Consider the following 24,656-nt stretch of genomic DNA (forward strand, 5'->3'; position numbering starts at 1 on the left):
TTGGAGCGGGAAACGAGACTCGAACTCGCGACCCCGACCTTGGCAAGGTCGTGCTCTACCAACTGAGCTATTCCCGCTCTGGTGCTCTACTTTCCAGTACTAAATCGGTTTGCGCAAGCTTGCGAATTCTTCATCGGTACGGGGTGCGCATTATACGAGAAATCCGTTTTGCCGCAAGCCCCTGAAAGCAAAAAAATCATTTTTCGGTTTAAGTGCCGATTAAATCGGCAATATGAGCATTTTGCCAGCACTGCCAATAAATTAAAACATCATCGAGACTAATTTATTAAGCAGGGCATAATTTTATAGGAAAAATACAGTATATACCCAAAAATCCTTGGAACCGCAGATGTGCAGCAAACACACGAATCACTATGAGCCTTTTCAAGTAAAAACAACTACCAGTAAGTGATTCGGGTGAGTGTGCGTAGCTAACGCCCCTGTGGTTTCAAGGATGAAGAGACTCCCCAAAATCATTGGAATCACAGGTAGGCAGCAAACACGCAAATCCCGATGAGCCTCTTCAAGTAAAAACAACTACCAGTAAGTGATTCGGGTGAGTGTGCGCAGCTAACGCCCCTGTGGTTTCAAGGATAAAGGGGATTAAGACTGAATAAAATGCTCACGATAATAAGCAAGCTCAGCAACTGACTCGCGAATATCATCCAAGGCTTGATGGGTATTCTGCTTTTTGAAGCCGGGCAGGATTTCAGGTTTCCAGCGGCGGGCTAGCTCTTTTAAGGTGCTGACATCCAGATAACGGTAGTGGAAGTAGGCTTCCAGTTCTGGCATATAGCGGAACAAAAAGCGCCGGTCCTGACCTACGCTGTTGCCACAAATAGGGGAAATACCCGCCGGAACCCATTGCTTCAGAAATTCAATGGTTTGTAATTCAGCATCATGATCATTAATGGTGCTGGCTTTAACCCGCTCCACCAAGCCACTGCCAGTATGAGTTCGCACATTCCACTCATCCATTAGTGCGAGCTGCTCATCGGACTGATGAACCGCCAATACTGGGCCTTCTGCCAGGATATTAAGATTCGCATCGGTGACCAGAGTGGCGATCTCGATGATCCGATCCCGCTCAGGATCAAGACCGGTCATTTCCAGATCGATCCAGATCAGATTATTTTGATTCTCTGCCATGATATTTCCTGCCTGTTAGCTGGGGAGACTACCGAACAAACGGTTAATTGATAAAATAATGTGTATCATAGCCTTTTTGGTCGCAACGAGCGATATACACAAAGAACTCGGTGTTGCAGCGAATATCGCTAACCTCCCAGCAACATCAAGTCCGAAAGGTATGCCCTGAGTCATTAGGGTTGCAGGTAGGCGGTTGCCGATGAGCTTACTCAAGCACAGCCAACACCTTTGCAACCTGAGTACGAAGGGTAAAATGTAAGATTCAAGTGAGGCGCAGTGAGCAAGAATAAACTGTCCAAAGGTCAACAACGACGTGTGCAAGCTAACCATCAGCGTCGGCTACGTACTGATAGAAAACCTGAGTTAGATGACTCTCAGCTTGGCGATGCGCAAGAAGGTATCGTTATCAGCCGTTTCGGCCAGCATGCCGATGTCGAAGCCACTGATGGTGTTCAGCACCGTTGTAATATCCGCCGTACCATCAAGTCACTCGTGACCGGTGATCGTGTGGTTTGGCGTCCCGGCCTGCAAGCGCAGGAAGGTGTTCGGGTTAAAGGTATTGTCGAGGCCGTTCATGAGCGGACCTCCGTTCTAACGCGCCCTGATCTTTATGATGGCGTAAAACCGATCGCCGCTAATATCAACCAGATCGTCATCGTATCGGCGATCTTACCCGAACTTTCTCTTAATATTATCGACCGCTATCTGGTGGCCTGTGAAACACTGGATGTCGAGCCATTAATCGTACTGAATAAAATCGATTTACTGGATGCCGATGGCCGTAAATTCGTTGATGGCATGATGGATATTTACCGTCGTATTGGCTACAACGTATTGGAGGTCTCCAGCCAAACCCGCGAAGGGATGGAAGCCTTTGAACAGGCACTGGCCGGAAGAATCAGTATCTTCGCTGGTCAATCTGGCGTAGGTAAATCCAGTCTGTTGAATGCCCTGTTACCACCAACAGACAATGAGATTCTGGTCAATACTGTTTCCGATAACTCGGGCTTGGGCCAACACACCACCACCGCGGCTCGTTTGTATCATTTCCAGCATGGCGGCGATGTTATTGACTCACCTGGGGTACGTGAATTCGGCCTCTGGCATCTGGCTCCGGAACAAATTACGCAAGGATTTGTCGAATTCCGTGATTACCTCGGTCATTGCAAATTCCGTGATTGCAGCCATACCAATGATCCCGGTTGTGCACTGCGCGAAGCCGTGGAGCAAGGCAAAATTGCTGAAGAGCGTTTTGATAATTACCACCGGATTCTGGAAAGTATGGAACAGGCAAAACCGCGTAAGACATCAGATAGCGACGAGAAATGATGTCTTAATAGCAAATGCCATACCCAAATTCACTTGTGGGCGCATAAAGTTATACCCCATAGATTTCGAGTTGCAGGTAGGCGGCACCTGGATATCCCCAAGGAGTTGAGATAACTCAATCACTTGGCCCAAAGATGGCAGCCAACAACTTGAAAGATGACGGGGGTATAATGCGCCCCTTAATTTTACCGTTTACCCAAGAGGTCTACGTGCTGGACAGTATCAAAATCAGATTACAGTATTTACTCCCAAAACTTGGCCTGACCCGTTTGGCTGGCTGGGGTGCAGATAAGCAAGGTGGCTGGTTAACGCAGCTGGTTATCAAGGCGTTTGCCCGCTATTACCATGTCGATATGAAAGAAGCACAGGATCCTGAATTCTCTGCTTATCGTACATTTAATGAGTTTTTTGTACGTCCGCTGCGTGCCGGCGCTCGACCAATCGTGGTTGAAGAAAATCTATTAGCCCAACCGGCTGATGGTGCTATCAGTCAGTTAGGCACCATTCATGAGCAACAAATCTTGCAGGCGAAAGGCCACCATTACACTCTGGAAGCTTTGCTGGCGGGTAACTATATGCTGGCAGAAGAGTTCAAAAATGGTCAGTTCGTTACCACCTATTTGGCTCCCCGCGACTACCACCGGGTGCATATGCCTTGTGAGGGTACTTTGCGTGAAATGATTTATGTTCCTGGCGATTTATTCTCCGTCAACCCATTGACCGCTGCCAATGTACCTAACTTATTCGCCCGTAATGAGCGCGTCATTTGTATCTTCGACACCCCTGTTGGCCCAATGGCACAAATTCTGGTGGGTGCCACGATTGTTGGTAGTATAGAGACTGTCTGGGCTGGCACCATTACCCCGCCACGGGAAGGTGTGATTCGTCGCTGGACTTACCCGCAAGCGGGAACTGAAGGGGCAATAACACTGGAGAAAGGGCAAGAAATGGGCCGCTTTAAATTGGGCTCCACGGTGATTAACCTGTTTGCTGAAGGTAAAGTGTATTTAGCGCCGCAGTTAAACAGTGGTTCTGTGACCCGCATGGGTGAAGTGCTTGCTGAAGCCGTCCCTGCGACTCCGCCGTGCTAGCCTTTGGCTTACGACGTAATTGATGCTTAAGGAGCCCTGACTTGCGCCCAATTATTTCCCGACCTTTTGGCACGTTACTGTCTTTGAGCAAGCGGCTATCTTTTGCTCTATTAGTGTCATTTACCCTGCTGTTATCCCTGCCGCTACAGGCGGCAACTCAGCCTAATGAAGATCAGCTCAGACAAGAGTTGAAACAGGCTGAAGCCAATAAAGGGATGACAAACCAGGCAGAGATTGTTCAAGCGCTGCAAGGGGCTCTTAGCTGGTTAGCGGATGCTAAAGAGTCCGATATCCGCGCCCAACAGTATCAAAAAGCGATTGATGACTTCCCCAAACTCACCCGCGAACTACGTCAACAACTGGCGCAGGAAGGGGATAAACCCCTGCCTGTACCCAGCAATATGTCGACGTCCGAACTTGAACAGCAAGTGCTGCAAATTAGCAGCCAGCTGTTAGAGTTAAGCCGCCTGTCGCAGCAAGAGCAGGATCGCGCGCGGGAAATCAGTGAATCCCTCAATCAGTTGCCGCAGCAGCAATCCGAAGCGCGGCGAATTCTGACCGAAATCAGCACCCGACTTCAGGCGCAAAGCAGCCCTACCACCCCAGCCGCACAAGCTCAGCTAGCGTTATTGCAAGCAGAAGCCGTGGCTCGTAAAGCAAAAGCCAATGAATTAGAGCTTTCCCAGTTGTCGGCCAATAACCGGCAGGAACTGTCACGGCTACGTGCCGAGCTATACAAAAAGCGTCAGGAACGGGTCGATGCCCAACTCCAGACCTTGCGTAACAACCTGAATAATCAGCGCCAGCAGGCCGCAGAACAGGCACTTGAACGCACAGAGTTACTGGCTGAGCAAGGTGGGGATTTACCTGAATCCATTACTCAGCAGTTGCAAATTAACCGCGACCTGTCTTTGGCTCTAAATCAGCAAGCACAGCGCATTGATCTCATTTCTTCTCAGCAACGTCAGGCGGTAGCGCAGACTCAGCAAGTTCGGCAGGCACTCAGCACTATTCGTGAACAGGCGCAATGGCTGGGGGTGTCCACCGCATTGGGGGAAGCGCTGCGAGCGCAGGTTGCCAGATTGCCCGAAGTGCCCAAATCCCAGCAATTGGATCGCGATATGGCCCAACTGCGGGTACAGCGCCTGCAATATGAAGACATGCTGGAGAAGTTGCAGCAGCAAAACGTCAAATTAACCCAAGACGATGGCACGCCACTCACCACGGAACAACAGCGCATTCTCGATGCCCAGTGGCGTACACAGCGCGAGCTGCTTAACTCACTGCTATCAGGTTATGACACCCAGATTCTTGAGTTAACCAAGCTGAAAGTGGCGAATAGCCAGTTAGTAGATGCACTGAGCGAAGTTCGTGAAGCCACTCACCGTTACCTGTTTTGGGTGGCGGATGTTAGCCCGATATCACTCTCTTATCCGATTAACGTCGCCCATGATCTTACCCAGTTACTGTCGCTAGATACTCTCTCGCAGCTCAGTAAAGCGTTCGCTATGATGATGACCAGCCAAGAAACATTGCTGCCAATTATTGGTGCTCTGCTGTTTGTCGGTTTCAGTATTAGCTCCCGCCGCCACTATCATGCTTTTCTGGAGCGCGCCAGCAGCCGGGTTGGCAAAGTCACGCAGGACCATTTCTCCCTGACGTTACGTACCGTGTTCTGGTCAATTTTGATAGCGCTTCCGCTCCCGGTCTTATGGTCGGCAGTCGGCTATGGGCTGCAAAATGCCTGGTCATTCCCGATGGCTATCGCGATTGGTAATGCCGTCACAGCAACGGTACCGGTGCTATGGGTGTTTATGATAAGCGCCGCATTTGCCCATCCACATGGCCTGTTTATCACTCACTTCCGCTGGTCACCGGCGCAAGTTGGCCGGGCAATGCGTTTTTATCGAATGTCAGTGTGGCTGATTATCCCGCTGATGATGGCGCTGATTACCTTCGAGAACTATAACGACCGTGAATTTGCCGGAACACTTGGCCGCCTGTGCTTTATTTTACTGTGTATTGCCCTGAGTCTGGTGACCAACAGCCTGAAACGGGCCGGTATCCCGCTCTATCTGGATAAGAAAGGCTCTGGTGAGAATATCGTTAACGTGGCGCTATGGGGGCTGCTGCTGTCCGCACCATTGATTGCGGCCTTAGCCTCTGCACTGGGTTATCTCACCACCTCACAGGCACTGTTGGCGCGGCTAGAAACCTCGGTCGCCATTTGGTTCTTCCTGTTGGTGGTTTATCATATTATCCGCCGCTGGATGCTGATTCAGCGCCGCCGTATTGCCTTTGACCGTGCCAAACAGCGACGAGCCGATATTTTGGCGCAACGTGCCCGTGGCGAAGAGGATACGCCGCACAATAACAGCACCGAAGGGTCGATTGATGTGGAAGAGCCGGTCATTGATCTTGATGTGATCAGTGCACAATCTCTGCGGCTGGTACGATCAATTTTGACCATGATCGCGCTAGTTTCAGTGATCGCCTTGTGGTCTGAGATTCACTCAGCGTTCGGTTTCCTGGAAAACATTCGTCTGTGGGATGTGTCATCCACCATTAACGGTATTGAGTCGGTACAGGCGATCACCATGGGATCATTGCTGATCGCCATTCTGGTGATGATCGTGACCACTCAACTGGTGAGAAACTTACCCGCCCTGTTGGAGCTGGCGCTGTTACAGCACTTGGATCTGACGCCGGGAACAGGTTATGCCATCTCCACCATCACCAAATATCTATTGATCCTGTTTGGTGGCTTGCTCGGTTTCTCCATGCTGGGGATCGAATGGGCGAAATTCCAGTGGTTGGTAGCCGCCCTCGGTTTAGGTTTGGGCTTTGGTTTGCAGGAGATTTTTGCCAACTTCGTTTCTGGCCTGATCATCTTGTTCGAAAAACCGATCCGTATTGGCGATACCGTGACTATCCGTGACCTCACCGGTAGCGTGACCAAAATCAATACTCGAGCCACCACCATCTCTGACTGGGACCGCAAAGAAATTATCGTGCCAAATAAGGCCTTTATTACTGAGCAATTTATTAACTGGTCACTGTCGGATTCAATTACCCGTGTGGTGCTGACCGTGCCAGCACCGGCTGAAACCAGCAGTGAAGAAGTGACCGAAGTATTACTGACCGCCGCGCGCCGCTGTACGCTGGTGTTGGATAACCCACCACCGGAAGTCTATTTGGTTGACCTTCAGCAAGGGATTCAGATTTTTGAATTGCGTATTTATGCCGCTGAGATGGGCCATCGTATGCCGCTGCGTCATGAGATCCACCAGCTGATTCTGGCCGGTTACCGCGAACACGGTATTACTCTACCATTCCCACCATTCCAAGCGCGTCTGGAAACATTGGGCCGTGGGCGGGTGGTATCTTCAAACCGTAGCCGCACACCGGGCAGTTTGTAAGATACACTCGCTATCTTTTAAGCCGCAGCCATGTTGCCCGCGGCTTAAAGAACACAAGATATCATCCAAAGTCATTGGCGTTGCAGCAAGGCGGCCAGCGAACTCATCCCGATGAGCTTACATCAGTAAGTGATTCGGGTGAGTGAGTGCGGCCAACACTGCTGCGGCGTCAAGAATGCAGAATATTATCCAAAGTCATTGGCGTTGCAGCAAGGCGGCCAGCGAACTCATCCTGATGAGCTTACATCAGTAAGTGATTCGGGTGAGTGAGTGCGGCCAACACTGCTGCGGCGTCAAGAACACAAGATATTATCCAAAGTCATTGGCGTTGCAGCAAGGCGGCCAGCGAACTCATCCCGATGAGCTTACATCAGTAAGTGATTCGGGTGAGTGAGTGCGGCCAACACTGCTGCGGCGTCAAGGACGAAGGATAAAAGGATAACTAGGCGATATCGACAGGAAACGCAATAACATCACTCAACTTCTCTGCACCCAACGCTAGCATCACCAGGCGATCAACCCCTAGCGCGACACCAGAGCAATCCGGTAGCCCATGCTTCAAGGCGGCAATCAGGTTCATATCGATGGGGTGTTCTGGCAAACCACGTTTAGCACGGCTGCGGTTATCTTGCTCGAAACGTTGCAGTTGTTCATCACCGTCAGTGAGCTCATGGAAACCATTCGCCAGCTCAATACCTTTGAAGTAAACCTCAAAACGTTCTGCTACCCGATGATCTTCCGTGCTAATGACGGCTAAGGAAGCCTGAGATGCCGGGAAGTGATACACAAAAGCAGGTTTATCGCGGCCAATGTGAGGTTCAACTCCGACAGTGAACAGCAATTGCAACAGTGTATCGCGATCTTCTTCAGTGTCAGCGATATTACTGAGATCCAGCTTGGCTGCGGCTTCACGCAACTGCGCTTTGTCTGCGGACAATGGATCGATATCCAGATGGCGCAAGAATGCCTGCTGATAAGACAAGGTTTCTGCGCTATTGCAATCCAGTATTTGCTGTAGCAGGTCATCAACCTCATTCATTAAGCGATACATATCATAATGTGGGCGATACCATTCCAGCATGGTGAATTCAGGATTGTGATGGCGGCCAGCTTCTTCATTGCGGAAACTGCGCCCTAATTGATAAATAGAGCCGCTACCCGCCGCCAGCAGGCGCTTCATGTGATATTCCGGGCTAGTCATCATGTACAGCGTCAAGCCATCGGCAGCGCCCGGGCCAACAAACCGGGTTTGGAAGGGGACCAAATGAATGTCCGTTACTGTCGCTTGGCTCATGGTTGGCGTTTCAACTTCTAATACGCCACGATCGGTGAAAAAACGCCGGATCTCTGCCATTATTGCTGCGCGCTTCAACAAATTGGCGATAGGTGCACTCGGCTGCCAGCTTGCCGTTTCGCTCATGGTGGTTAACTCCGAAATCAAACAGGGGGTGCAGTCTACTCGCATCTCCCCACTCAGACAAATCTGTCATCCATTCCGCAGATTTTCCCCTTTAATTCAGCATTTCACTCTGTGAAAGAGACTTTTGCCCAGCAGATCCTGTTTGGGATCACGTTTTCGTCAGTAATGCCCTTGAGACGGTTCAAATAAAACAAAACAATCGATCACATCAAATTTCTGCCACTTAGCATTAGGTATAATTATTTCCATACAAAAAGTAAGAAATAGCTATTCTTAATACCATGATTCTCGTTAGCGGCTAATAGGTTAGCCAAATAATAATATTAAAAAACATATTAAGAATAGAGATTCACTTTATATAGCCAAAGTCATGGAGTTGCAGGTAAACCAAACAAACAATCCCCCTGTAGCTTCAATACTAAGGATATAAGATTTTCACTTGAACAATGGAGAAGCGCAGTGCAAACCTTTAACGCCGATCTTGCCATTATCGGGGCCGGAGGCGCTGGTTTACGTGCAGCAATAGCCGCAGCGGAAGCCAACCCTCAGCTGAAGATTGCTCTGATCTCGAAAGTATACCCGATGCGAAGCCATACTGTGGCCGCCGAAGGGGGATCAGCAGCTGTCACACAGGACCACGATACCTTTGACTACCATTTCCACGATACTGTCGCCGGTGGTGACTGGTTATGCGAACAAGATGTTGTTGACCATTTTGTCCACAGTTGCCCGGAAGAAATGGCACAGTTGGAAATCTGGGGCTGCCCATGGAGCCGTAAACCTGATGGTTCAGTTAACGTTCGTCGCTTCGGCGGGATGAAAATCGAACGTACGTGGTTCGCCGCCGATAAAACCGGCTTCCACATGCTGCACACTCTGTTCCAAACTTCTTTAAAATATCCGCAAATTCAAAGATTTGATGAACATTTCGTGCTAGATATTCTAGTCGATGATGGTCAGGCGCGCGGTGTTGTCGCCATGAATATGATGGAAGGCACTCGAGTACAAATTCGAGCAAATGCCGTGGTCATGGCGACCGGCGGTGCAGGCCGAGTTTATCGTTATAACACCAACGGCGGTATTGTTACCGGTGATGGTATGGGGATGGCATTCCACCACGGCGTTCCGCTGCGGGATATGGAATTTGTGCAATACCACCCTACCGGTTTACCGGGCTCAGGCATCCTGATGACCGAAGGTTGTCGTGGTGAAGGCGGTATTCTGGTCAACAAAGATGGCTACCGCTATTTGCAAGATTACGGCATGGGGCCAGAAACCCCGCTCGGTGAGCCAAAAAACAAATACATGGAATTAGGCCCACGCGATAAAGTCTCGCAAGCCTTCTGGCATGAATGGCGCGCTGGCCGCACGGTTGCAACGCCGCGTGGTGATGTGGTCTATCTGGACTTGCGCCATTTGGGTGAAAAGAAACTGCTTGAGCGCCTGCCGTTCATCTGTGAACTGGCAAAAGCCTATGTCGGTGTTGACCCAGTTAAAGAACCTATTCCAGTACGTCCAACCGCGCATTACACCATGGGCGGTATCGAAACCAACCAACAGTGTGAAACTCGCATCAAAGGGCTGTTCGCCGTCGGCGAATGTTCGTCTGTTGGCCTGCATGGTGCCAACCGTTTAGGTTCCAACTCACTGGCTGAACTGGTGGTCTTTGGCCGTGTTGCCGGTGAACAAGCGGCACTGCGCGCCATGGAAAGCAATCCGGCCAACGGCAGTGCACTGGATGCACAGACCCGTGATGTGGAGACCCGCCTAAGTAACCTGATGAAGCAGGAAGGGACTGAAAACTGGGCTAAGATTCGCGATGAGATGGGCCTGTCAATGGAAGAAGGTTGCGGTATTTACCGTACACCGGAACTGATGCAGAAAACCGTGGATAAACTGGCCGAGCTGAAAGAGCGCTTCAAACGCGTGAAAATCACCGATAACTCCAGTGTCTTCAATACGGATCTGCTGTACACCATCGAGCTTGGCTATGGTTTGGATGTGGCTGAATGTATGGCTCACTCTGCACTGAATCGTAAAGAGTCCCGCGGCGCACATCAGCGTCTGGATGAAGGCTGTACCGAGCGTGATGATGTTAACTTCCTCAAACACACTCTGGCCTTCCATAATCCGGGCGGCGCACCACGTCTTGAATACAGCGATGTGAAAATTACCAAGCTGGCACCGGCAAAACGTGTTTATGGTGGTGAAGCTACCGCACAAGACGCGAAAGATGCACAAGATGCGAAAGATTTAAAGGATAAGGAGCAGGCGAATGACTGATATGAAAGTCCTGAAAATGGAAGTCATGCGCTATAACCCGGAACGTGATAGCGAACCCCACTTCGAAACCTTTGAAGTGCCTTACGATGAGCAAACTTCTCTGCTTGATGCTCTGGGCTATATCAAAGATAACCTGGCACCAGACCTCTCTTATCGCTGGTCTTGCCGGATGGCCATTTGCGGCTCGTGCGGCATGATGGTTAACAAGGTGCCGAAGCTGGCCTGTAAGACTTTCCTGCGCGAATATACAGCAGGTATGAAGGTTGAGGCGCTGGGTAACTTCCCAATCGAGCGCGACCTCGTGGTTGATATGACTCACTTTATTGAGAGTCTGGAAGCCATTAAGCCTTATATCATTGGTAATGAGCGCAAAGCGAAAGACGGCCCAACGAAGCAAACTCCCGCTCAGATGGCGAAATACCATCAGTTCTCTGGCTGTATTAACTGCGGTCTGTGCTACGCCGCCTGCCCACAGTTTGGCCTAAACCCTGAGTTTATTGGCCCGGCAGCTATCACTCTCGCGCATCGCTACAATCTGGACACTCGCGACCACGGTAAGAAAGAGCGTATGCCTCAGCTTAACGGGAAAAATGGCGTCTGGAGCTGTACCTTTGTTGGCTACTGTTCTGAAGTTTGTCCTAAGCATGTTGACCCGGCTGCTGCTATCCAGCAAGGCAAGGTTGAAAGCGCTAAAGACTTCATGATCGCCATGCTGAAACCACAATAAGGGAGGGGAACAGTAATGACTACTAAACGTAAAGCTTACGTCCGTACCATGGCCCCGAACTGGTGGCAACAGCTCGGTTTCTATCGCTTTTATATGTTGCGTGAAGGTACATCCGTACCCACTCTGTGGTTCAGTATTCTGCTGATTTACGGTGTGTTCGCACTGAAAAGCGGCCCAGCTGGGTGGGAAAGTTTCGTCGGGTTCCTGCAAAACCCACTGGTGTTATTGATTAATATCATTACGTTATTGGCCGCCGTGTTACATACCAAAACATGGTTTGAACTGGCACCGAAGGCCGCCAATATTATCGTTAATAGTGAAAAAATGGGTCCAGGGCCAATTATTAAGGCCCTGTGGGTTGTGACTGTCGTGGCTACCGCGATCATTCTGGCTGTCGCCTTACTCTAACCCGGAGGAGAATAAGATGAATCAAGTCCCTAAGCGCTCCGATGAACCTATCTTCTGGGGTCTGTTTGGTGCCGGTGGTATGTGGAGTGCCATTATTGCACCTGCCGTTATTCTGCTGGTCGCTATTTTGCTCCCACTGGGTGCTTTCCCTGGTGATGCATTGAGCTATGAACGTGTTTTGGCATTTTGTCAGAGTTTCATTGGCCGCATCTTCTTGCTGCTGATGATTATTTTGCCACTGTGGTGTGCTTTACACCGTATCCATCACGCAATGCATGATTTGAAAATCCATGTCCCTGCAGGGAAATGGGTATTCTATGGTTTGGCTGCCATTCTGAGTGTGGTCACCATCATTGGTGTACTGACACTGTAGATTATCGTTGCCAGACTCTATCAACGGCCCGCGCCTCTGCGGGCCATTTTTTTGCTCTTCCGCTAATACATTCTATCAATAACTCAGATTGTTCCATTTGCCTCTTGCCTAGATGATAGCTATTCTCAATTAAAGACTAATCATTGAAATACTAAGGAATGCAGATGCGCCTGTGGTCAAAATTATCCGTATTAACAGCGACCTTGCTCTCTGTTGCCTGTGGAGTTACGCCGCCAAAAGACGTAAAGATCGTCGATAACTTCCAACTACCCCGCTATCTTGGCACCTGGTATGAAATTGCCCGGTTGGATCACTCCTTTGAGCGCGGATTAGATCATGTTACGGCCAATTACTCACTCCGTGATGATGGCGGTGTAAAAGTGGTTAATCGCGGTTATAACGTGAAGAAGCAACAATGGCAGGAGAGTGTTGGGAAGGCTTATTTCATCGGTTCGCCACAGCAAGCTTCACTGAAGGTTTCATTCTTTGGGCCTTTCTATGGTGGCTATAACGTTATTGATTTAGATGATGAATATCAGCATGCCCTGATTGCTGGCCCGAATCGAGATTACCTGTGGATTCTATCCCGCACACCGACGATTGATACTCAGACCCAACAGCGGCTGGTTGCCGTAGCGCAACATTATGGTTTCCCAGTGGATAAGTTGATCTGGGTTGAGCAGGGAGAGATGAGTTTACGCCAATGATCGCGTGAAGAGTGACATTCGGCTATTGACTCAGGGGGGATATCCCCCCCTGATGATTTATGAGGCCAATTTCAAGCCAATAATTCCCGCTAAAATCAGCCCTAGGCTAAATACTCGCGCCAAGCTGGCTGACTCCCCGAGCAACATAATACCTAGAATGGCCGTTCCCACGGCACCAATGCCGGTCCAGACGGCATACGCCGTGCCCGCCGGTAATGTTTTCATGGCATAGGCCAATAGAAAAACACTGGCTGCCATCGCCACCAAAGTCACAATACTGGGTGTCAGTCGTGTAAAACCATGGGAATACTTCAGGCCAATAGCCCAAATGACTTCTAACAGACCTGCAATAACCAGAATAATCCAAGCCATGGTAACCACCTCGCTCAGGCGGGGTCGTCCCCGAGAAAACCGATGCGTGCTGGGTCGTCCCAAGCAGCAGATAGATAAGAATGATACGTTAGCACGCTAGATAATAAGCAGCAATATCATAAGCAACCAAAAATAAATCCGGCGGCCAATGCCGCCGCTAACAATACAAACAGAGGGTTATTCCGCGCTACGTTCAATGGCACTACCAGCGCTTTGAACATCTTTGCCAACACCTTTGGTGGTATTGCAGGCGCTCAACGAAGAGATAACTAACAATGAGAAAATAACTGCGATGCTTTTCTTCAACATTATAAAAATTCCTTATAGTGCGTGAGTAGGTTCGCCCTATAAGGATAGTCAAAAAAACAACATTGCACTTTTTCCGACTTGAAATGCCAGCAGCAGGCCAAGCCCAGATAGCAGAAAACCGCCAATTCAGCGGTTTTCTTTCGTTCTCAGCGTAACCGACTTACTTCACGCGAGAAACGTATTCGCCAGAGCGGGTGTCAACTTTGATGACTTCTCCAACCTGTACGAATAGTGGCACTTTGACCACTGCACCGGTGCTCAGAGTTGCAGGCTTACCACCAGTACCAGCAGTATCACCTTTCAGACCTGGGTCAGTGTCAACAATTTCGAGTTCAATAAAGTTTGGTGGGGTGACAGCGATAGGCTGACCATTCCACAGAGTTACGATGCATTCTGCCTGATCAATCAGCCATTTAGCATTGTCGCCAATCGCTTTAGCATCAGCTTGCAGCTGTTCGTAAGTCTCGTTATTCATGAAGTGCCAGAACTCACCGTCGTTGTACAGGTAAGTCAGGTTCAGATCGTTAACGTCCGCACCTTCCAGAGAATCGGTTGATTTGAAGGTCTTTTCAACACGTGAGCCGGTCAACAGGCGGCGCATCTTAACACGAGCAAAAGCCTGACCTTTGCCGGGTTTTACGAATTCGCTGGACTCAACTGCATAAGGCTCGCCCTCGAACATGATTTTAAGACCGGGACGAAAATCGTTGCTATAATAACTGGCCATTATGGTCCTCAAGAAACTGGTAGTAAGCCTAAAAAATGGCAAGTATTGTAACCCGAAACATGCCAATTAGAGAAGATTGGTTGCAACAACTCGCCGATGTAATTACAGATCCGGACGAATTGCTAAGAATTTTGTTCTTAAATGAACACCCTAACCTGCAACAAGGCACCGCAGCGCGTCGTTTATTTCCCTTAAGAGTGCCCCGTGCATTTGTCGCACGTATGCAACCGGGAAATCCATCAGACCCTTTACTGCTGCAAGTGCTCACTGCACGCGAAGAATTTATCGCGGCCCCCGGCTTTACCAACGATCCACTCGATGAGCAGCGCAGTGTTGTCCCCGGATTGTTACACAAATACCGCAACCGCGCATTATTGCTGGTCAAAGGCGGCTGCGCCGTCAATTGCCGCTACTGTTTCCGCCGTCATTTTCCTTATCAGGATAACCAAGGCAACAAAGCCAATTGGCAGCAAGCACTGGATTATATCCGCCAGCATCCTGAACTGGACGAGATTATTTTCTCGGGCGGCGACCCATTAATGGCAAAGGACAGTGAACTCAGTTGGTTAGTGGGTGAATTAGAAAATATCCCCCACATCAAACGGTTGCGTATCCATAGCCGCTTGCCGGTGGTGATCCCCGCTCGTATTACTCCAACACTGTGTCAGTTGCTAGGTGATTCACGATTACAGGTATTGATGGTTACACATATAAACCATGCCAATGAAATCGACTCATCTTTCCGTGACAGTATGGCACAGTTGAAACGGGCGGGAGTCACACTGTTAAACCAGAGTGTGTTGCTACGTGGGGTCAATGATGATGCAGACGTATTGGCGACATTAAGTAATGCTTTGTTTGATGCTGGAATTCTGCCTTATTACATCCATGTGCTGGATAAAGTGCAAGGCGCGGCCCACTTTATGGTTGATGATGATGAAGCTCGGCAATTAATGAAAGGGTTACTGAGTCGGGTATCAGGCTATTTGGTACCCCGTTTGGCACGAGAAATTGGGGGGCAGCCCAGCAAAACACCACTGGATCTTCGATTAATGCAGAGCGAATAAGGGTAAGTCAGGGGATACGATGCGCCCCTGACTTATTTACATTGGCGCTTAAACTATTAAGGGCACTTGTAAACTTCACCGACCATTTTGCTGTCGAGTGGCGCGAAGCTTGATAAGAAGGTTTCGCTTGGGCTGGTTGCACCATAGATAACATTGCCGCCCATGGCTGCTGCTTTGTTGCGCAGGTCATTTGCCGCACCGCGCATCGAGCTGCTTTCACCGCCGCCGCCAGATATCCAATTGCTCTGAGTACCGGTGACCTGACCCACCAACTGGCATTCACTACCCGGTTTGGTATCGGAGAACTTCACTTGCTCGCCCGCCGCACTCAATTGATTAGTGGAGCTACAACCTGCCAGCAACAGCGCTGCTGAAAGACCAAGTAACACTTTAATCCGCATTTTTTTCCCCATTCGAAGTTGAGAATCACGCTAAAGATTACCAGAAAGCACCGCCGCCGCTTAGGCATCCGTTGCCGAAATTATCCAGCTACCCGATTTCGAGACTGATGGTTAATGAGTAACAGTTTACACATTAAATCAGAAACTAAGATAATAAAAAGTCCGGCAATCATCACTCTGGCAAAATAAAGCCACTTTTACAGCGTCGAGTTGCAAAATATGAGTCAGAGAAAATCTTGTTTCCAGATAAGGCCAAGTATAAGGCTTTGTTGGGGCGAGGTTATGACAGGTTTGATTTATTGCCGGTTTTTCTTTTCATAAAAAATAAGAGTGAATCTCACCAAAAATAAAAGCGAGCAGGTTTCCCCACTCGCTTTCATCAACAGCTTGTCCCTTCGGCTACCAAACTTATGGTCGCTCAAAGGGTTGGCAGCATTACATCATGCCGCCCATGCCGCCCATACCACCCATGCCACCAGCGCCCATATCAGCACCTTTGTCATCACGTGGCAGGTCAGTGATCATGCACTCGGTGGTGATCATTAGGCCAGCAATAGAGGCTGCGTACTGCAGAGCAGAACGAGTCACTTTAGTTGGATCCAAGATACCCATCGCGATCATGTCGCCGTATTCTTCGCTGTATGCGTTGTAACCGTAGCTACCTGAACCCGCTTTAACGTTGTTCGCGATAACAGAGGCTTCTTCACCGGCGTTAACTACGATCTGACGCAGTGGAGATTCCATCGCACGCAGAGCAACTTTGATACCCACGTTCTGGTCTTCGTTGTCGCCTTTCAGGCCAGAAGCAGTGATAGCAGATGCAGCACGAATCAGTGCAACACCACCACCAGCAACCACGCCTTCTTCTACCGCAGCACGAGTTGCGTGCAGAGCATCTTCAACGCGAGCTTTCTTCTCTTTCATTTCAACTTCAGTTGCGGCGCCAACTTTGATAACGGCAACGCCGCCAGCCAGTTTAGCAACACGCTCTTGCAGTTTTTCTTTGTCGTAGTCAGAAGTCGCATCTTCAATTTGCTGACGGATCTGAGCAACACGGCCCTGGATTGCAGCTTCATCACCTACACCATCGATGATGATAGTGGTGTCTTTGTTGATAACAACACGTTTTGCCTGACCCAGATCTTCCAGAGTGGTTTTTTCCAGTTCCAGACCGATTTCTTCAGAAATAACAGTACCAGAAGTCAGAGTCGCGATGTCTTGCAGCATGGCTTTACGACGATCGCCGAAACCAGGTGCTTTAACTGCAGCCACTTTAACAATGCCGCGCATGGTGTTAACCACCAGAGTTGCCAGCGCTTCGCCTTCAACGTCTTCTGCGATGATCAGCAGTGGTTTACCGGCTTTCGCTACTGCTTCCAGAACTGGCAGCATTTCGCGGATGTTAGAGATTTTCTTGTCAGCCAACAGGATGAATGGGCTTTCAAGTTCAATAGAACCAGTTTCTGGTTTATTGATGAAGTAAGGAGACAGGTAGCCACGGTCGAACTGCATACCTTCTACAACGTCCAGCTCGTCTTGCAGGCCTGAACCTTCTTCAACGGTGATAACGCCTTCTTTACCGACTTTTTCCATCGCTTGTGCAATCAGCTCACCAACAGTTGAGTCTGAGTTTGCAGAGATGGTACCTACCTGGGCGATAGCTTTAGAATCAGAGCAAGGCACAGACAGTTTTTTCAGTTCTTCAACCGCAGCGATAACAGCTTTATCGATACCGCGTTTCAGATCCATTGGGTTCATGCCGGCCGCTACAGCTTTCAGGCCTTCAGTGATGATGGATTGAGCCAGAACAGTTGCAGTGGTAGTACCGTCACCTGCAGCGTCATTCGCTTTAGAGGCAACTTCTTTAACCATCTGTGCACCCATGTTCTCAAACTTGTCTTCCAGTTCGATCTCACGTGCAACAGATACACCATCTTTGGTGATAGTTGGAGAGCCGAAAGACTTGTCCAGAACTACGTTACGGCCTTTCGGGCCCAGGGTCACTTTCACTGCATCAGCAAGGATGTTTACGCCGCGTAGCATTTTGATGCGTGCGTCGTTACCGAATTTTACGTCTTTAGCTGCCATTGGTATTTCCCTTAACTCGTTCAGTTCAGAAGATTAGAGAGCGTGATTACGCTTCAACAATTGCCAGAATGTCGCTTTCGGACATGATCAACACTTCTTCATGGTCGATCTTCTCTGACTTCACGCCGTAACCATCGTTGAAAATAACGACGTCGCCAACTTTCACATCCAGCGGCTTAATTTCACCGTTATCCAGGATGCGACCATTGCCGACAGCCAGAACTTCACCACGGGTAGATTTACCCGCTGCAGTGCCAGTCAGAACGATGCCGCCAGCAGACTTGGATTCAACTTCTTTGCGCTTGACGATAACGCGGTCATGCAATGGACGAATTTTCATTGATAGCTCTCCTATGAGAAGGTCCGTATCAGATTTAGGATTAATATCGGCATGCCTTCATAACCGATACCGTGCCTTCCTTAATGGGGGCGGCTTCTCATCCCTTCAAGGGAGACGACAAAAAAAAATTCATTTTTTTCTCGTCCTAAGATGGCTGTTTTGAGCCACCTCACCGCCCACAGTGAAAAGAAAACACTGTGATTTACTTTATAAATTTATGATTAATAAACAGGCTATTAGAGTGAACCTTCGGTTTACTTATCATCTTTAAAACGATTATCTGTCGATTTATCATCCTCATCCGGACGATGCTCGACAATGAAGCTCTCATCAGCTTTGCGCTGAAACTCACCGTCAAAAGTATTTCCGCCGCCCATTGGGCCGCTACCGGTGCCAAAACTGCCGCCACGGTAAATGTGCAAATGTGGCATCAACTTTAATGTTAATGACTTTTGAATCGGGGGTAAGAGCAGCAGCAAACCGAGGAAGTCGGTGAAAAAGCCCGGGATCAACAGCAAGAAACCCGCCAATACCAGCGAGACACTTTTGACCATTTCTGCCGCCGGGCTTTCACCCGCAGCCAGTTTTTGCTGCATCTGCATAAAGGTTTTGATGCCCTGGTTACGCACCAGAGAGATCCCCACACAGGAGCTCAGGATCACTAGCAGCAGGGTAACCAGCACACCCAATACGGCTGCGACCTTGATAAATATCGATATTTCTATGTATGCCAATAAAAATATCAGCGCTAACGGTAACCAACGCACCGCATTCTCCTTATTTCAATCATTCAATATCCCTCATCAGGTTAAACCTGCCTGACAGATACCATGAAAACCTTGACCCAGTTGGCGCTGACACTGCCTTTTCCCCTCATACTTCAAACTGCATATGCGGTGGCTGCATTCAATCACCCGAATCACTTACTCAAGTAAGCTCATTGGACTCATTCGCTTGCCGCCTTCCTGCAACTCGAATTATTTGGGGTATATATCTAGATTTCGGCGTCAGCTCCCCTCTTCGACGTGGGTCGACAATCATAAAGTGGTGGTGGTCGAAGTACTTTTCAAGTTGAGGGCATACTTTTATTACTCATTTGTGCAACTGTGAGAGAAATCACAGATATCAGATCCTCTTAATTAATTCCGACCATATAGTGATCCTAGTTCAAGGCTTTTTCTCGCTAAGCAGCATATGATCCTGTTAGCAACATGATGAATGGTTAATCTTTCCGCACTAAAGGTTCATAGCGGCATCAATGTTGCCCACGGCGACATAATTTAGTTAACAAATACAAAACAAGACAGCACATTAGAGAAGGTTCTCATGTCAAATAACATTCGTATTGAAGAAGACCTGTTAGGTACACGAGAAGTCCCCGCAGAGGCTTACTACGGTGTTCATACCCTGCGTGCGATTGAAAACTTCTATATCAGCAACAGCAAGATCAGTGATGTTCCCGAATTTGTACGCGGCATGGTTATGGTAAAAAAAGCGGCGGCAATGGCGAACAAAGAGCTACACACTATTCCACGCAAAATTGCAGACATCATTATTCAGGCATGTGATGAAGTTCTGGATAAAGGCAAATGCATGGATCAGTTCCCGGTTGACGTGTTCCAAGGCGGCGCCGGTACCTCTTTAAACATGAATACCAACGAAGTTCTGGCCAATATCGGTCTGGAACTGATGGGGCACCAAAAAGGGGAATATCAATATCTCAACCCTAATGACCATCTAAACAAGTGCCAATCCACCAACGATGCCTACCCAACCGGCTTCCGCATTGCGGTCTACGCCTCCATTATGAAATTGATCGACGCGATCAACGAATTGGGCGAAGGTTTCGGTAGAAAATCCAAAGAATTCGAAAAAATTCTGAAAATGGGTCGTACCCAGCTACAGGATGCAGTTCCAATGACTCTGGGGCAGGAATTCCGTGCCTTCCAGGTATTGTTGAACGAAGAAACCAAAAACCTGCAACGTACCGCAGAGTTACTGCTGGAAGTTAACCTGGGTGCAACGGCTATCGGTACCGCCTTGAACACACCAGAAGGTTATCAGCAACTGGCTGTTCAAAAACTAGCTGAAATCAGTGGGCTGGCATGTGTACCAGCAGAAGACTTGATTGAAGCAACATCTGACTGTGGTGCTTACGTGATGGTGCACAGTGCGCTGAAACGTCTGGCAGTTAAGATGTCGAAAATCTGTAATGACTTACGTTTGCTCTCCTCTGGCCCGCGTACTGGTCTGAATGAAATCAACCTGCCAGAATTGCAGGCCGGTTCCTCAATCATGCCAGCCAAAGTCAACCCGGTTATTCCTGAAGTTGTTAACCAGGTTTGTTTTAAGGTGATCGGCAACGATACTTGCATTACTATGGCGGCCGAAGCAGGCCAGCTCCAGTTGAACGTCATGGAGCCAGTGATTGGCCAGGCTATGTTTGAGTCCATTCATATCCTGACAAATGCTTGCTATAACTTGTTGGAAAAATGCATTAATGGCATTACGGCCAACAAAGAGGTCTGCGAGCGTTACGTCTTTAACTCTATCGGTATCGTTACCTATCTTAACCCATTCATTGGCCACCATAATGGTGACATTGTCGGTAAGATCTGTGCGGAAACCGGTAAGAATGTGCGGGAAGTGGTTCTGGAACGCGGTTTGCTCACTGAAGCCGAGTTAGACGATATTTTCTCTGTCGAGAACCTGATGCATCCTGCCTATAAGGCGAAACGTTATACCGATGAAAATGAACAATAAAATAATCATCCGGTAGCCCTATAAGGCACGTATGCTCCTCTGGACAACGTGCCTTTTTAGTTTCTGGTAAACACAATTATTTAACGTTTAAAGTTCAATTTAAACAAGTTGTTTCAAATTATAAACAAGGGGTAAAGCTATGATAGCCGTAGAATTAGTCATCGTTCTGCTGGCCATTTTTTTAGGGGCCAGATTAGGCGGTATCGGTATCGGATTTGCGGGCGGGATTGGTGTTTTGGTGTTGGCGATCATTGGCGTCAAACCAGGCAGCATTCCCTTTGACGTTATTTCAATCATCATGGCTGTTATCGCCGCAATCTCTGCAATGCAGGTGGCGGGCGGTATGGATTATCTGGTGCAGCAGACTGAAAAATTGCTGCGTAAGAATCCAAAACACATCACCATCCTTGCTCCGTTGGTCACCTATTTTCTGACCATCTTTGCCGGGACAGGTAATATTTCTCTGTCAGCCCTGCCGGTTATTGCTGAAGTGGCGAAAGAACAAGGCATCAAACCTTGCCGCCCTCTGTCAACCGCAGTTGTCTCCGCGCAGATTGCTATCACCGCCTCACCTATTTCTGCGGCAGTTGTCTATATGTCTTCTGTCATGGAAGGCCACGGCGTCAGCTACTTACATTTACTGATGATAGTTATCCCATCCACCCTGCTTGCGGTGTTTGTGATGTCACTGATCGTCTCTTGGTGCTTTAACTCCAAGCTGTCCGATGACCCAATCTATCTGAAACGTTTGGAAGAAGGTTTGGTAACACTACGTGGTGACACGGTAAAAGTGATTAAACCACGGGCTAAAACCTCAGTATTGCTGTTCCTGGCGGGCGTATTGTGTGTTGTGGCTTATGCCATCATCAACAGCCCAAGTGTCGGTCTGGTGGCAACACCGCTGATGAATACCACCAATGCTATTTTGATCATTATGCTGAGTGTGGCGACTATCACCACTATGGTGTGTTCGGTTGATACCGACTCAATCCTGAACTCCAGCACTTTTAAAGCGGGTATGAGTGCTTGTATCTGTATCCTCGGTGTAGCTTGGTTGGGTGATACCTTTGTACAACACAATCTGGAGTGGATTAAAGAAACTGCGGGTAGCTTGATTCAGGCTCACTCATGGTTACTGGCTGTTATCTTCTTCTTCTGTTCAGCCCTGTTGTACTCTCAGGCGGCAACTGCCAAGGCATTGATGCCAATGGCAATGGCACTGAACGTATCACCACTGGCCGCGATTGCTTCTTTCGCAGCGGTTTCTGGTCTGTTCATTCTGCCTACCTACCCAACACTGGTTGCGGCAGTACAAATGGATGACACCGGCACCACCCGTATTGGTCGCTTCGTGTTCAACCATCCGTTCTTCATCCCTGGCACCATCGGGGTGGCACTGGCTGTTTGCTTCGGCTTTGTGATGGGCGGTTTGGTGTTGTAATCACTTAAGTAATTTCATCGGATTGGGGCGCATCATGCGCCCTATTTCCTCAGCTATATCCCATCGTTACACAAATCATCTTCTGACCCAGCCAAGCTTCGCGTTATAGTACTTTTGCTATCCATGTAACTTATCGTCATATAAGCCACGCGACCTACGAGGTTAAAATGTCTGATTGTGATACAACTGACTGTGATGCAATTGTGGTATTGTGCACCGCTCCCGATGAAGCCAGCGCACAAGACTTAGCCGCGCAGGTTTTAGGGGAGAAATTGGCCGCCTGCGCTACCCTGTTGCCAGGTGCGACCTCGATTTACTACTGGGAAGGTAAGCTTCAGCAAGAGTATGAAGTCCAGTTATTGTTCAAAAGCAATACGGATCATCAGCAGGCGCTTCTCAGCTATATCAAACAACATCACCCCTACCAGACACCGGAATTACTGGTGCTGCCGGTAAGGGATGGAGATAAAGATTACCTGTCATGGCTCAACGCTTCATTACTCTGATTCTGCTGCTGTGCAGCGTTTTACTCGCACCGCACAGCGCACAGGCTTCACTGTTTGGTGAAAAATCCTCTTTTGGCCAGCAAAGCAGCCAGAGCCGGTTTATCCCTGTCGATCAGGCGTTTGCCTTTGATTTTCGCCAGCAAGGTGACCAGCTCACCCTAAGCTGGCAGATTCATCCCGACTATTATCTGTATCGCCAACAAATCAAAATCGTGCCGCAGAATGCTTCTCTGGGTACATTTACGCTGCCAGAAGGCATTGCTCATCATGATGAATTTTATGGTGAAGTCGCGATTTTCAAGCAACAGCTCACACTGAAAATCCCCATTATGCAGGCCGGTGAACAAGCCAGTGTCAGTGTGACTTATCAGGGCTGCGCTGAGGCCGGTTTCTGTTACCCGCCAGAAACCCGTGTCGTTCCGCTCTCCGCCGTGATCGCTGGGTCATCCGCGGCGACGGGTACAGAAGCTGTGGTTTCTCCTGCGGCCAATAATGTGGCCCCAGTGCCTGCGGAACTGCCGTTTTCACCCCTCTGGGCGCTGCTCATTGGTATCGGTATCGCCTTCACCCCTTGCGTGTTGCCGATGTATCCGCTGATTTCAGCCATTATCCTCGGGCGCGAAAAACCCCATAGTCAACGGCGGATATTGCTGTTGGCGGTGGTGTATGTGCAAGGAATGGCACTGACCTACACCTTACTTGGCCTGGTGGTTGCCGCCGCAGGTTTACAATTTCAGGCGGCATTACAACACCCTTATGTCTTGATTGGGTTATCCATCCTGTTTGTGCTGCTGGCGTTATCCATGTTCGGCCTGTATTCCTTGCAATTACCGTCCTCACTGCAAACCCGGTTGGTGCAGTGGAGCAGTACTCAACGCGGAGGCTCACTGGCTGGCGTCTTTGCCATGGGCGCACTGGCGGGGCTGATTTGCTCACCTTGCACCACCGCCCCACTCAGCGCCATTCTGCTGTATATCGCCCAAAGCGGTAACATGCTGGCCGGCGGTGGTACGTTGTATCTATATGCCTTAGGGATGGGCATCCCATTGGTGATTGTGACGTTGTTTGGCAATAAGCTCCTCCCGCGCAGTGGCCCGTGGATGCAGTACGTCAAAGAAGCTTTTGGTTTTATTATTCTGGCACTGCCGGTGTTCTTGCTAGAAAGAGTGCTGGGCGATGTCTGGGGTTTACGTTTATGGAGCTTACTGGCGATTGCTTTCTTCGGCTGGGCATTTGTATTAAGTCTGAAAGCGCACTCCGGCTGGGCGCGGGTTTGCCAGCTATTACTGCTGGCCGCCCTGCTGATTGCCGCCCGCCCACTACAAGACTGGGCTTTTGGCAGTAACACACAACAGAGTGAAATTAAGCATTTAGCCTTTAAACAGGTGACTGATTTACCACAGTTGCAAGCGGCATTAGCTCAAGCACGGGGTAAGCCAGTGATGCTGGATCTGTACGCTGACTGGTGTGTCGCCTGCAAAGAGTTTGAGAAATATACCTTCAGCGATGAGCAGGTTCAGCGCCAGTTAGCCAATACCGTGCTGCTGCAAGCTGACGTGACAGCGAATAACGCAGAACATGCGGCGCTATTGAAGCAGTTAAATGTGTTGGGCTTGCCGACCATCCTGTTTTTCGATGCTCAGGGCAATGAAGTTAGCGATGCCAGAGTAACCGGCTTTATGAATGCCGCCGAGTTCTTGCAGCATTTACAAAATAAGACGCGGTAAACCACCTTG

Annotated in this window: 22 protein-coding genes and 1 tRNA gene; 13 read left to right on the plus strand and 10 right to left on the minus strand. The window is 49.1% G+C overall.

All coding sequences use genetic code 11. The features are described 5' to 3' along the window. Position 1: 1 nt before the first annotated feature. A tRNA-Gly gene (locus tag FTA96_RS20965) sits at positions 2-77 on the minus strand. Between the two features lie 526 nt (positions 78-603). Beyond that, a complete protein-coding gene (gene orn, locus FTA96_RS20970; RefSeq protein ID WP_050110979.1) occupies positions 604-1,149 on the minus strand; it encodes an oligoribonuclease in 546 nt (181 codons plus the stop codon). A gap of 276 nt (positions 1,150-1,425) precedes the next feature. On the opposite strand from orn, the gene rsgA reads away from it, so the two are divergent. The 3 genes from rsgA (at position 1,426) to mscM (ending at position 6,988) form a co-directional block, all read left to right on the plus strand. Further along, the gene (gene rsgA / locus FTA96_RS20975; protein ID WP_050110978.1) at positions 1,426-2,478 is read left to right on the plus strand and encodes a small ribosomal subunit biogenesis GTPase RsgA; all 1,053 of its coding nucleotides are present in this window, start codon (positions 1,426-1,428) and stop codon (positions 2,476-2,478) included. Between the two features lie 209 nt (positions 2,479-2,687). Next, positions 2,688-3,569, plus strand: coding sequence for an archaetidylserine decarboxylase (gene asd, locus FTA96_RS20980; protein WP_050110980.1), 882 nt, complete (start codon positions 2,688-2,690; stop codon positions 3,567-3,569). A 41-nt stretch (positions 3,570-3,610) separates the two neighbouring features. Further along, entirely contained in the window at positions 3,611-6,988 is a 3,378-nt protein-coding gene (gene mscM, locus FTA96_RS20985; protein ID WP_050110977.1) for a miniconductance mechanosensitive channel MscM, read from the plus strand. 442 nt (positions 6,989-7,430) lie between these two features. Here the strand turns inward: mscM and epmA are convergent, their stop codons facing one another. Beyond that, positions 7,431-8,408 (minus strand): elongation factor P--(R)-beta-lysine ligase, encoded by a 978-nt coding sequence (gene epmA / locus FTA96_RS20990; protein WP_050110976.1) that lies wholly within the window; start codon positions 8,406-8,408, stop codon positions 7,431-7,433. Positions 8,409-8,867: 459 nt separating this feature from the next. Between epmA and frdA the strand changes: the two genes are divergently transcribed. The 5 genes from frdA (at position 8,868) to FTA96_RS21015 (ending at position 12,906) form a co-directional block, all read left to right on the plus strand. Continuing rightward, positions 8,868-10,691, plus strand: coding sequence for a fumarate reductase (quinol) flavoprotein subunit (gene frdA / locus FTA96_RS20995; RefSeq protein WP_050110975.1), 1,824 nt, complete (start codon positions 8,868-8,870; stop codon positions 10,689-10,691). Next, positions 10,684-11,418: a succinate dehydrogenase/fumarate reductase iron-sulfur subunit gene (locus FTA96_RS21000; protein ID WP_050110974.1), complete on the plus strand. Its 735-nt coding sequence runs from the start codon at positions 10,684-10,686 to the stop codon at positions 11,416-11,418. The genes frdA and FTA96_RS21000 overlap by 8 nt, the downstream gene beginning before the upstream one ends. Positions 11,419-11,433: 15 nt before the next feature. Beyond that, on the plus strand, positions 11,434-11,826 hold the full coding sequence (gene frdC, locus FTA96_RS21005) for a fumarate reductase subunit FrdC (protein WP_050110973.1): 393 nt from the start codon (positions 11,434-11,436) through the stop codon (positions 11,824-11,826). A gap of 16 nt (positions 11,827-11,842) precedes the next feature. Continuing rightward, the gene (gene frdD / locus FTA96_RS21010) at positions 11,843-12,199 is read left to right on the plus strand and encodes a fumarate reductase subunit FrdD (RefSeq protein WP_050110972.1); all 357 of its coding nucleotides are present in this window, start codon (positions 11,843-11,845) and stop codon (positions 12,197-12,199) included. 164 nt (positions 12,200-12,363) lie between these two features. Further along, a complete protein-coding gene (locus tag FTA96_RS21015; protein WP_050110971.1) occupies positions 12,364-12,906 on the plus strand; it encodes a lipocalin family protein in 543 nt (180 codons plus the stop codon). 57 nt (positions 12,907-12,963) lie between these two features. Here the strand turns inward: FTA96_RS21015 and sugE are convergent, their stop codons facing one another. The 3 genes from sugE to efp form a co-directional block, all read right to left on the minus strand. Then, positions 12,964-13,278 (minus strand): quaternary ammonium compound efflux SMR transporter SugE, encoded by a 315-nt coding sequence (gene sugE / locus FTA96_RS21020; RefSeq protein WP_050099755.1) that lies wholly within the window; start codon positions 13,276-13,278, stop codon positions 12,964-12,966. A gap of 177 nt (positions 13,279-13,455) precedes the next feature. Next, the gene (locus FTA96_RS21025; protein ID WP_004706993.1) at positions 13,456-13,587 is read right to left on the minus strand and encodes an entericidin A/B family lipoprotein; all 132 of its coding nucleotides are present in this window, start codon (positions 13,585-13,587) and stop codon (positions 13,456-13,458) included. A gap of 160 nt (positions 13,588-13,747) precedes the next feature. Then, positions 13,748-14,314, minus strand: coding sequence for an elongation factor P (gene efp, locus FTA96_RS21030; protein WP_032910408.1), 567 nt, complete (start codon positions 14,312-14,314; stop codon positions 13,748-13,750). A 35-nt stretch (positions 14,315-14,349) separates the two neighbouring features. Between efp and epmB the strand changes: the two genes are divergently transcribed. Then, on the plus strand, positions 14,350-15,381 hold the full coding sequence (gene epmB / locus FTA96_RS21035; protein WP_050110970.1) for an EF-P beta-lysylation protein EpmB: 1,032 nt from the start codon (positions 14,350-14,352) through the stop codon (positions 15,379-15,381). 56 nt (positions 15,382-15,437) lie between these two features. Here the strand turns inward: epmB and FTA96_RS21040 are convergent, their stop codons facing one another. The 4 genes from FTA96_RS21040 to FTA96_RS21060 all read right to left on the minus strand — a co-directional run bounded on the left by FTA96_RS21040 (position 15,438) and on the right by FTA96_RS21060 (position 18,977). Beyond that, positions 15,438-15,782 carry a DUF4156 domain-containing protein gene (locus tag FTA96_RS21040; RefSeq protein WP_050110969.1) on the minus strand — a complete coding sequence of 115 codons (345 nt, stop codon included), beginning with the start codon at positions 15,780-15,782 and terminating at the stop codon, positions 15,438-15,440. Positions 15,783-16,217: 435 nt separating this feature from the next. Continuing rightward, entirely contained in the window at positions 16,218-17,870 is a 1,653-nt protein-coding gene (gene groL, locus FTA96_RS21050; protein WP_050121757.1) for a chaperonin GroEL, read from the minus strand. 46 nt (positions 17,871-17,916) lie between these two features. After that, on the minus strand, positions 17,917-18,210 hold the full coding sequence (locus FTA96_RS21055) for a co-chaperone GroES (RefSeq protein ID WP_048618980.1): 294 nt from the start codon (positions 18,208-18,210) through the stop codon (positions 17,917-17,919). Positions 18,211-18,464: 254 nt separating this feature from the next. Continuing rightward, positions 18,465-18,977 carry an FxsA family protein gene (locus FTA96_RS21060; protein WP_050110968.1) on the minus strand — a complete coding sequence of 171 codons (513 nt, stop codon included), beginning with the start codon at positions 18,975-18,977 and terminating at the stop codon, positions 18,465-18,467. A 559-nt stretch (positions 18,978-19,536) separates the two neighbouring features. Here FTA96_RS21060 and aspA point away from each other — a divergent pair. The 4 genes from aspA to FTA96_RS21080 all read left to right on the plus strand — a co-directional run bounded on the left by aspA (position 19,537) and on the right by FTA96_RS21080 (position 24,647). Continuing rightward, entirely contained in the window at positions 19,537-20,973 is a 1,437-nt protein-coding gene (aspA, locus tag FTA96_RS21065; RefSeq protein ID WP_004706985.1) for an aspartate ammonia-lyase, read from the plus strand. Between the two features lie 139 nt (positions 20,974-21,112). Next, positions 21,113-22,414 (plus strand): anaerobic C4-dicarboxylate transporter, encoded by a 1,302-nt coding sequence (locus tag FTA96_RS21070; RefSeq protein ID WP_050110967.1) that lies wholly within the window; start codon positions 21,113-21,115, stop codon positions 22,412-22,414. 167 nt (positions 22,415-22,581) lie between these two features. Then, a complete protein-coding gene (gene cutA, locus FTA96_RS21075) occupies positions 22,582-22,920 on the plus strand; it encodes a divalent cation tolerance protein CutA (RefSeq protein ID WP_050135645.1) in 339 nt (112 codons plus the stop codon). Then, positions 22,896-24,647 carry a protein-disulfide reductase DsbD gene (locus tag FTA96_RS21080; RefSeq protein ID WP_145574836.1) on the plus strand — a complete coding sequence of 584 codons (1,752 nt, stop codon included), beginning with the start codon at positions 22,896-22,898 and terminating at the stop codon, positions 24,645-24,647. Before cutA ends, FTA96_RS21080 begins: the two co-directional genes overlap by 25 nt. Positions 24,648-24,656: the final 9 nt, after the last annotated feature.

This window comes from Yersinia alsatica (assembly GCF_902170305.1).
GTDB classification, from domain to species: domain Bacteria; phylum Pseudomonadota; class Gammaproteobacteria; order Enterobacterales; family Enterobacteriaceae; genus Yersinia; species Yersinia alsatica.